Source organism: Mesorhizobium sp. (assembly GCF_005063415.1).
Classification (GTDB): domain Bacteria; phylum Pseudomonadota; class Alphaproteobacteria; order Rhizobiales; family Rhizobiaceae; genus Mesorhizobium.
This window is the reverse complement of record NZ_SUEG01000061.1, coordinates 12384-20823: the sequence shown is the minus strand read 5'-3', so window position 1 is coordinate 20823 and position 8440 is coordinate 12384. Positions and strand designations below refer to the sequence as shown.

11 protein-coding genes and 1 pseudogene are annotated in these 8440 nt (G+C 62.1%); 11 read left to right on the top strand and 1 reads right to left on the bottom strand.

Annotated elements, in window-relative coordinates:
• Window positions 1–116, top strand: a pseudogene (locus E5W70_RS17445) (pyridoxal phosphate-dependent aminotransferase); the annotation flags it as partial.
• Between the two features lie 32 nt (window positions 117–148).
• On the opposite strand, the gene E5W70_RS17440 reads toward E5W70_RS17445, so the two are convergent.
• Complete coding sequence (locus tag E5W70_RS17440) at window positions 149–649, bottom strand: MarR family winged helix-turn-helix transcriptional regulator (RefSeq protein WP_292660083.1); 501 nt, start codon at window positions 647–649, stop codon at window positions 149–151.
• Between the two features lie 199 nt (window positions 650–848).
• Between E5W70_RS17440 and E5W70_RS17435 the strand changes: the two genes are divergently transcribed.
• The 10 genes from E5W70_RS17435 to E5W70_RS17385 all read left to right on the top strand — a co-directional run.
• A complete protein-coding gene (locus E5W70_RS17435; protein ID WP_292660080.1) occupies window positions 849–1127 on the top strand; it encodes an acylphosphatase in 279 nt (92 codons plus the stop codon).
• 150 nt (window positions 1128–1277) lie between these two features.
• Window positions 1278–1940 (top strand): TetR/AcrR family transcriptional regulator, encoded by a 663-nt coding sequence (locus tag E5W70_RS17430; protein ID WP_292660078.1) that lies wholly within the window; start codon window positions 1278–1280, stop codon window positions 1938–1940.
• A 48-nt stretch (window positions 1941–1988) separates the two neighbouring features.
• Window positions 1989–3152: an isovaleryl-CoA dehydrogenase gene (locus tag E5W70_RS17425; protein WP_292660073.1), complete on the top strand. Its 1164-nt coding sequence runs from the start codon at window positions 1989–1991 to the stop codon at window positions 3150–3152.
• 82 nt (window positions 3153–3234) lie between these two features.
• Window positions 3235–3627, top strand: coding sequence for an AbrB/MazE/SpoVT family DNA-binding domain-containing protein (locus tag E5W70_RS17420; RefSeq protein ID WP_292660071.1), 393 nt, complete (start codon window positions 3235–3237; stop codon window positions 3625–3627).
• Window positions 3624–4007, top strand: coding sequence for a type II toxin-antitoxin system VapC family toxin (locus tag E5W70_RS17415; RefSeq protein ID WP_292660069.1), 384 nt, complete (start codon window positions 3624–3626; stop codon window positions 4005–4007). Before E5W70_RS17420 ends, E5W70_RS17415 begins: the two co-directional genes overlap by 4 nt.
• 4 nt (window positions 4008–4011) lie before the next feature.
• Window positions 4012–5619 carry a carboxyl transferase domain-containing protein gene (locus E5W70_RS17410; protein WP_292660068.1) on the top strand — a complete coding sequence of 536 codons (1608 nt, stop codon included), beginning with the start codon at window positions 4012–4014 and terminating at the stop codon, window positions 5617–5619.
• A 1-nt stretch (window position 5620) separates the two neighbouring features.
• On the top strand, window positions 5621–6151 hold the full coding sequence (locus E5W70_RS17405) for an O-acetyl-ADP-ribose deacetylase (protein WP_292660066.1): 531 nt from the start codon (window positions 5621–5623) through the stop codon (window positions 6149–6151).
• A gap of 532 nt (window positions 6152–6683) precedes the next feature.
• Complete coding sequence (locus E5W70_RS17395) at window positions 6684–7052, top strand: hypothetical protein (RefSeq protein WP_292660063.1); 369 nt, start codon at window positions 6684–6686, stop codon at window positions 7050–7052.
• Window positions 7053–7096: 44 nt separating this feature from the next.
• Window positions 7097–7471 (top strand): hypothetical protein, encoded by a 375-nt coding sequence (locus E5W70_RS17390; protein ID WP_292660060.1) that lies wholly within the window; start codon window positions 7097–7099, stop codon window positions 7469–7471.
• Window positions 7472–7582: 111 nt separating this feature from the next.
• The coding region (locus E5W70_RS17385) for a biotin carboxylase N-terminal domain-containing protein (protein WP_292660057.1) at window positions 7583–8440 on the top strand (858 nt) is incomplete at its 3' end.

Genomic DNA, 8440 nt, shown 5'->3' with positions numbered 1-8440 from the left:
AGCCGATGGTGCCGGTGCTCGACCGCTGCATCCGGGTCAGCGTCGGCCTCGACCACGAGCTCGACATCTTTGCCGAGGAACTGCCTGGCGCACTGGCAGCAGCGCGGGGGAACTGAAGAGCGCAACGCCGGGACCCCAGTGCTGCCCGCTATTTCTCCCCGAGCAGGCGCATGACGCGCTTCAAGGCGTCCGATAATTCGGCAGCCGCTTCATCGGCGAGCCCGCCCGTCAGCCGGGCGAGGTCGCGATCCGCCGCAGCCTGAAGCCTGGCGAGCTCCCCACTTCCGCGAGCGGTCAGCGACAGGATGCGTCTGCGCCGAACGGCTGGGTCAGTGCGCATCTCGGTCAGGCCAGCGGCGGCGAACCTCCTCAGGACGCGTACGGCATACGCCGGATCGAGCCGGAGCTCGGCAGCGATTTCGGAGGCTGCCGGTCCGAGATCGAGGTGGAATGCCCGCGCAAGAAACCCTGCCTCACCGCCGCTATTGGCGGCAGCATGGGATCGGCGGCCCAATTCGAACAGCAGCCGCGCCTCGCCCAGCGTATAGGCGCTGTGCGTCAAGGTCTGGTCGAGCAGCCCGATCAGCCGCGTGTAAAAGCGATTGAAGCCGCGGATCTCCGCGACAAGGGCATTCCGATCGGCCGGCATGTCGACCTCCTTCGGGCTGATCGCTCCGTAAGGACCATGATCGCCTATTATTTGACTTAGTCAATCATTCGATGGAGACGCCGCCCATCTCGCACGTGAAGCTGGCGGATCGCGATCGGCAGAGAGGCCTTCGATGCACGCGGCGCGGTTGAATTTGCAAGACGCTGCGCCAGACTCGACTCAAAAGATGGAGAGCGCGATGGACGACCGGACGGTGCAGGTACGCATATACGGCAAGGTGCAAGGCGTCAGCTACCGGGTCTGGGCGCGGCACGAGGCGTCGGCGCTTGGCCTTGCCGGGTGGGTGCGCAACGAAGTTGACGGCTCGGTGACAGCCTTGATTGCAGGGACGGGTGCGGCGGTCTCGACAATGATCGAACGGCTTTGGCAAGGACCGCCAGGGGCAGCGGTTTCGAAGGTCGATGTCGAGGAGATCGAGGCTCGCGACATGTCCGCGGGTTTCAGGATTGTTGCCTAGCAAGGCATGATCCTGCTCATTCGCTTCCATCGCACAAAATCTCCAGGGTGCAGATAGAGCAAACCTGAAGCCATTGCCCTGCCCGGACATACCTCGCTCCTTGAATTAATTGAACGTTTGTTTTATTGTCCGCGAAAAAGGCGGCTTGTCATGGCGCGTACGACCGGTTCCGACGGAGAGAAGACCGAAGCTGCGGTCCGCGAGGCGGCGGTCAGCCTGATTGCGCGTCTCGGCTACGAGGCGATGTCGATGCGCCAGCTGGCGGCCGAGGTTGGCGTCCAGGCAGCGGCGCTTTACCGCTACTTCCCGACCAAGCAGGACCTTCTGTTCACGCTGATGCGCGAGCATATGGAAGGCTTGATCGAGACGTGGCGCGCAACACGCCCTGTCGGCGCCGATCCGGCAGCGCTGCTCGCCGCCTATGTCGAAAACCACATCGCTTTCCACGTCGAACGTCGCCATTCCACCCATGTTTCGAACATGGAGCTGCGCAGCCTGTCGCACGAAAAACTCACGCAGGTCCTGCGCATGCGCGCGGCTTACGAGAAGGAGCTGCGCGCCATCCTGCGCGACGGCGTCGAAGCGGGCTTGTTCAGCATCGAAGACACCGGGCTCACCGCCATGGCGCTGATCCAGATGATGACCGGCGTCATCGTCTGGTTCCGGCCGGGCGAGCGGCTGTCGATCGCCGAAGTCACTGCTACATATCTAGCAATGACAATGCGCCTTGTTGGAGCAAAGAACGATGGCGCGACAACGAGCTACGACGCCGCGCCTCTATTCGGGCGCGCAAAGGACGCTCTAGCAACTTGATTTCGCGCATGATCCCGATTTTCGGGATCGTGCGCCGGGAGGAACGGCATGTACACGCATACGCTCAACTTCGGGCTTGACGAAGACATCGAGGCACTGCGCGACCTGGTGCGGCGCTTCGCCCAGGAAAAGATCGCACCGATCGCCGCCGAAATCGACCGCTCGAACGAATTCCCGGCACATCTGTGGGCGGAGCTCGGCGGGCTCGGCCTCCTCGGCATCACCGCCGATCCCGATTTCGGCGGCAGCGGCATGGGCTACCTCGCCCACGTCGTGGCGATGGAGGAGATTTCGCGCGTCTCCGCCTCGGTCGGCCTCTCCTACGGTGCCCATTCCAACCTCTGCGTCAACCAGATCAACCGCTGGGCAACGCAGGCGCAGAAGGAAAAATATCTGCCTTCGCTCTGCAGCGGCGAAAAGGTCGGCGCACTGGCGATGTCGGAATCGGGTGCCGGCTCCGATGTGGTGTCGCTTCGCCTGCGCGCCGAAAAACGCAACGATCGCTATGTACTCAACGGCACCAAAATGTGGATCACCAACGGGCCGGATGCCGAGACGCTGGTCGTCTACGCCAAGACCGATCCGGAACTCAATTCGCGCGGCATCACCGCTTTCATCGTCGAAAAGGCCTTTGCCGGTTTTTCCGTGGCGCAAAAGCTCGACAAGCTCGGCATGCGCGGCTCGAACACCGGCGAGCTGGTGTTCGAGAATGTCGAAGTGCCGTTCGACAATGTGCTGCACGAGGAAGGGCGCGGCGTCGAGGTGCTGATGTCGGGCCTCGACTACGAACGCGCCGTGCTTGCCGGCGGCCCGATCGGGCTGATGGCGGCGTGCCTCGACGTGGCGATCCCTTATGTGCATGAACGCAAGCAGTTCGGCCAGCCGATCGGCGAGTTCCAGCTAGTGCAAGGCAAGCTCGCCGACATGTACGCGACGATGAACGCGGCGCGCGCTTACGTCTATGCCGTAGCCGCCGCCTGCGATCGCGGTGAGACGGCCCGCAAGGATGCTGCCGGCTGTATTCTCTTCGCCGCCGAAAAGGCGACGCTGATGGCGCTCGACGCCATCCAACTTTTGGGTGGCAACGGCTACATCAACGACTACCCGACCGGCCGGCTGCTGCGCGACGCCAAGCTCTACGAGATCGGTGCCGGCACCAGCGAAATCCGTCGCTGGCTGATCGGGCGGGAAATCATGGCGGAGGATACCTAGTGGCATTCTGTTGAGATTTTGCCAGAAGCCGCACGATGTGGCATATTTCGGAATATGTGCCACAATCCAGGCGAGGCGAACCATGGCGGGCAGAACTGGAAAGTCCGGATTTGACGAAGATCCGCAAGCAAGGTTCGACGCCGACGCTCGCCAACCACAGCTTCGGGTTCCCACGAAACGCGAGCGCGTCAAGCTTGGCGAGGGCGGGCGCTTCGTCATTCCTGCCGCGATGCGCGAGGAGATGGGCGTGAAGCCTGGCGAGGACATGATCCTTCATGTCGAAAGCGGCGAGCTGCGGGTAAGATCGTGGCTGCAGAATCTGCGACGGGTCCAGGCCGAATTGTCAGCGCTGAAACAGCCCGGTGAAAGCGTCGTCGACGAATTTCTGAAGGAGCGGCGGGAAGAGCAGCGTCGAAGCGACAAGCGTCTCGACCGGCTTCACGCCGAAGGGACAACGGGAAAGCGGGCGAAATGAAGCCCTACGTCATGGACAGCTCGGCGGCGCTCGCAATCCTGCTCAACGAGCAAGGCACCGACAATGCTTTGGGGTTCGCGCCGGACGCACAATGCAGTTCAGTCAATGCGGCCGAAATCATCGCCAAGCTGATCGACAAGGGTCGCAGCATGGAACAGGCCGCGGACGACCTCGCCAGTCTCGGCATGCCGATTGCCGTTTTCGACGACGCGATGGGCATCGCGGCCGGGCAGCTCCGCCAATCGACGCGGCATCGCGGCTTGTCGCTTGGCGATCGGGCCTGCCTAGCGCTGGCAATTCGCGAGAACGCTATTGCTGTCACCGCCGATCGCGATTGGGGCGACCTCGATGTCGGCTGCAAGATCGAGCTGATCCGGTAGCGCCATGGCCCCCCTCGCCTCGCAGATCTCGCCCGCCTCCGACGCCTTCCGCGCCAATGCCGAGCGCATGCGGGCGCTGCTCGCCGACATTGCTGAAAAAGCCGCCGCCATCGAGCGCGGTGGCTCGGAAGAGGCGCGTGAGCGGCACGTCTCCCGCGGCAAGCTCCTGCCCCGGCAACGCCTCGCGCAATTGCTCGATACAGGCTCGCCCTTCCTCGAAATCGGCCAGTTCGCCGCTTGGTCGATGTATGGCGAGGACATCCCTTCGGCCGGCCTCATCGCCGGCATCGGCCGCGTCGAAGGCACCGAAGTCATGGTCGTCGTCAACGACGCCACGGTGAAGGGCGGCACCTATTATCCACTGACGGTGAAGAAGCATCTGCGTGCACAGGAGATCGCGCTACAGAACAATCTGCCTTGCGTCTATCTGGTCGACAGCGGCGGCGCCAATCTGCCCAACCAGGACGAGGTGTTTGCCGACCGCGATCATTTCGGCCGGATCTTCTACAACCAGGCCAACATGTCAGCGGCCGGCATTCCGCAGATCGCCTGCGTCATGGGCTCATGCACGGCCGGCGGCGCCTATGTGCCTGCGATGTCGGACGAGACAATCATCGTGCGCAACCAGGCGACCATCTTTCTCGGCGGCCCGCCGCTGGTGAAGGCGGCCACCGGCGAGGACGTCACCGCCGAGGACCTCGGTGGCGCCGACGTGCACACAAGGCTCTCCGGCGTTGCCGACCACTATGCGCTCGACGACGAGCATGCGCTGGCCATATGCCGGCGTATCGTCAAAAACCTGAATCGGAACAAAATTGTAAACCTGGCTCTGAAGAAATCGATTCCGCCGCTTCACAATCCACATGAACTCTACGGCATCGTACCGACGGATCTGCGCCAGCCTTACGGCGTGCGCGAGGTGATCGCCCGCATCGTCGACGGCTCCGAGTTCGATGAGTTCAAGCAGAATTACGGCACCACGCTGGTCACCGGTTTCGCCCACCTCAGCGGCATGCCGGTCGGCATCGTCGCCAACAATGGCGTGCTGTTTTCGGAAAGCGCGCTGAAGGGCGCGCACTTCATCGAGCTGTGCTGCCAGCGCAGGATTCCGCTGATTTTTCTGCAGAACATCACCGGCTTCATGGTCGGGCGAAAATACGAGGCCGGCGGCATCGCCAAGGACGGCGCCAAGCTGGTGATGGCGGTCGCCACCGCCAAGGTGCCGAAAGTAACGATGATCATCGGGGGCTCGTTCGGCGCCGGCAATTACGGCATGTGCGGACGCGCCTATTCACCGCGCTTCCTGTGGATGTGGCCGAATGCCCGCATTTCGGTGATGGGCGGCGAGCAGGCGGCAACGGTGCTGGCCGTGGTCAAGCGCGAAGGCATCGAGCGCAAGGGCGGAGAATGGAGCGCCGAGGAGGAAGCGAAATTCAAGAAGCCGATCCTGATGAAGTACGAGCATGAAGGTCACCCGCTCTATTCGTCGGCAAGGCTCTGGGACGACGGCATCATCGACCCGGCCAAGACCCGCGAAGTGCTGGCGCTCAGCCTTTCGGCCGCGCTCAATGCCGAGATCGAGGAGACACGCTTCGGCGTGTTCAGGATGTGAGATGAGCGAAACCGGCCCGAGGATTCGCATTCAAACCGGCGACATAACGAAGCTGGCGGTCGATGCCATCGTCAACGCCGCCAACACCTCGCTTCTCGGCGGTGGCGGCGTCGACGGCGCCATTCACCGCGCGGCCGGCCCCGAGCTTCTGGCCGAATGCCGGACCTTGAATGGCTGCAAGGTCGGAGACGCAAAAATCACCAAGGGCTACAAGCTGCCCGCGCGCTACATCATCCACACGGTCGGGCCGGTCTGGCAAGGCGGCGGCAAAGGAGAAGCCGAACTGCTCGCCTCCTGCTATCGCCGGTCGCTCGAAATCGCCGCCGCAAAGGACTGCCGGACGGTGGCGTTTCCTGCGATCTCGACTGGCGTCTACCGCTATCCAAAGGATCAGGCGACGCAAATTGCTGTCGGTACCGTGAGCGCCTTCATCGGCCAGAGCATCGTTCCGGAAACCGTCATTTTCTGCTGCTTCGACGAGCCGACGGCCGAATTGTATCAGCGGGTCGTTGCTGCACTCGGCAGGATGTGACCCTGCGCCGGCGGCACCCGTCCACATCTCCATAACTATTTTTTGCTTCTTGATCTGGCCAGACGAAAGAATCGCGGCTATTGATCATCGCAAATACCAATGGGGATTGGGCGAAGATGAGGCGGTGGGTTTTTCAGAGAACAACTGTGCAGATACTTGCGGGGTTGCTTATATTAGCGACGCCTGGCATCGGTGCAGCGGAGTCGTTGGCGGGAAGCAAGGGCGAGACCCGTTTCTATCCCTATTTGCCGCAGAACCCAAAGGATGAATGTACCAAGGCCTACAAGGCCTATGTAGCGCCGGCGGCCATTCAGCCTATGCAACCACCCCGTATTCCCGGGTGCGTTCGCTGTACATCATCTGCGGCTCGCGCTTGAATGCACCGTCACAGCAAGCTGCCGAAGAATTGGCGTTGAAATCCTGTCAGGCCACCCGCAACAGTTACAGGGTTATAACAGGTGGGGGCTGCGAAATCGCCGCCTCTAAATAAGCGAATATCTACAGTGTTGGGGTTTTTCAAATGGGTTGGGCAATGAAATCTTTATCCATCAGGCGAACAGCCATTTCGGTACTTGCACTGCTCGTGGCCTCTGGACCGAATGTTGGCGCCGCCGAATCGCTGGCGGGAAGCAAGGGCGACAGCCGTTTTCCGGTCTATTTTGCACCGGGTACAATCGGAGGCTGCGGCAAGGACTACAAGGACTATGTGGCAGCGGGCGGTCACTCGGCCTATGCGATGACGCCGTTTAACTGGGCAACCGAATTCATTATTTGCGGTGCTCATCTCAATGCGCCGTCCCAGAAGGCTGCGGAAGCGCTGGCGTTGAAGTCCTGCCAGTCCGCGCGCAGCAAGTACAAGGTCACGACTGCAGGGGCCTGCGCCATAGCTGCCTCCAAATAGGCCGACACTCGTCGGCCTTCGACGTTTTCAGCGGGTGGGAAAAAATGAAGTCTATAGGCATCAAACAAGCAGTCCTCACGCTAATAGCTGGGTTGCTTCTAATCTCGAGCCCCAATGTCGGCGCCGCGGAATCGCTGGCTGGAAGCAAGGGCGACGTCCGCTTCTACCCGTATTTTCCGGCAACCGCGGATCGGCCATGCACCAAGGCATATAAGGCCTATGTGGCGGCCAGCGGCCATTCAGCTTATGCGACCACTCCGTATTCCCGGGTGCGTTCGTTGTACATCCTGTGCGGCTCACGCTTGAATGCGCCGTCGCAAAAGGCTGCCGAGGATATGGCGATGAAATCCTGCCAGGCCACCCGCAACCGTTACAAGGTCACGACCGGGGGAGCTTGCGAAATCGCGGCCTCAAAGTAGGCAGGCCTCGCTTGCCTACCCTTTGACCGCCAGACTACAAAGCAGGGCATTGCCGCAGCTCGCGTGACGAGAATTCGCGCCGTTGGCGGCAGCTCTGCCTGTGGAGGCCCGATGTTCGCCAAGATCCTGATCGCCAACCGTGGCGAGATCGCCTGCCGGGTGATCCGCACGGCACGCAGGATGGGTGTGCGCAGCGTCGCCGTCTATTCCGACGCCGATGCTCACGCCTTGCATGTCGAAATGGCCGACGAAGCGGTGCATATCGGCGCCTCTCCCGCCAACGAAAGCTATCTGCGCGGCGACAAGATCATCGCGGCGGCCTTGGCCACAGGTGCCGAGGCCATTCATCCGGGCTACGGCTTTCTTTCGGAAAACCCCGATTTCGTCGACCAGGTCGCGGCGGCTGGGCTGATCTTCATTGGGCCGTCGGCGGCCTCGATCCGTGCCATGGGACTGAAGGACGCTGCCAAGCGGTTGATGGAAAAGGCCGGCGTGCCTGTCGTTCCGGGCTACCATGGCGAAGCGCAGGAGATCGTGTTGCTCGCCTCCAAGGCGCGCGAGATAGGCTACCCCGTACTGATCAAGGCGCGCGCCGGCGGCGGCGGCAAAGGCATGCGGCGCGTCGAGCATCCCGATGATTTTTCGGAAGCACTGTCGGGCGCGCGGCGCGAGGCGAAAGCCGCGTTCGGTGACGACCGCGTCTTGGTGGAAAAATATGTCGACAAGCCGCGCCACATCGAAGTGCAGGTGTTTGGTGACAATTTCGGCAACGCCGTACATCTTCACGAACGTGACTGCTCGGCGCAGCGCCGCCACCAGAAGGTGATCGAGGAGGCGCCTGCCCCGGGCATGACGCCGGCACTGCGCAAGGCGATGACCGAGGCGGCGGTGAAAGCCGCCAAAGCAATCCGCTATTCCGGCGCCGGTACCATCGAGTTCATCGTCGATGCCTCGCAAGGTCTAAAGGCC

Bases quoted from the DNA above. Each gene is read 5' to 3' on its own strand.
- E5W70_RS17435 (WP_292660080.1), top strand. From the start codon at position 849: ATGGACGACCGGACGGTGCAGGTACGCATATACGGCAAGGTGCAAGGC.
- E5W70_RS17390 (WP_292660060.1), top strand. From the start codon at position 7,097: ATGAAGTCTATAGGCATCAAACAAGCAGTCCTCACGCTAATAGCTGGG.
- E5W70_RS17440 (WP_292660083.1), bottom strand. From the start codon at position 649: ATGCCGGCCGATCGGAATGCCCTTGTCGCGGAGATCCGCGGCTTCAAT.
- E5W70_RS17425 (WP_292660073.1), top strand. From the start codon at position 1,989: ATGTACACGCATACGCTCAACTTCGGGCTTGACGAAGACATCGAGGCA.
- E5W70_RS17410 (WP_292660068.1), top strand. From the start codon at position 4,012: ATGGCCCCCCTCGCCTCGCAGATCTCGCCCGCCTCCGACGCCTTCCGC.
- E5W70_RS17405 (WP_292660066.1), top strand. From the start codon at position 5,621: ATGAGCGAAACCGGCCCGAGGATTCGCATTCAAACCGGCGACATAACG.
- E5W70_RS17395 (WP_292660063.1), top strand. From the start codon at position 6,684: ATGAAATCTTTATCCATCAGGCGAACAGCCATTTCGGTACTTGCACTG.
- E5W70_RS17415 (WP_292660069.1), top strand. From the start codon at position 3,624: ATGAAGCCCTACGTCATGGACAGCTCGGCGGCGCTCGCAATCCTGCTC.
- E5W70_RS17420 (WP_292660071.1), top strand. From the start codon at position 3,235: ATGGCGGGCAGAACTGGAAAGTCCGGATTTGACGAAGATCCGCAAGCA.
- E5W70_RS17430 (WP_292660078.1), top strand. From the start codon at position 1,278: ATGGCGCGTACGACCGGTTCCGACGGAGAGAAGACCGAAGCTGCGGTC.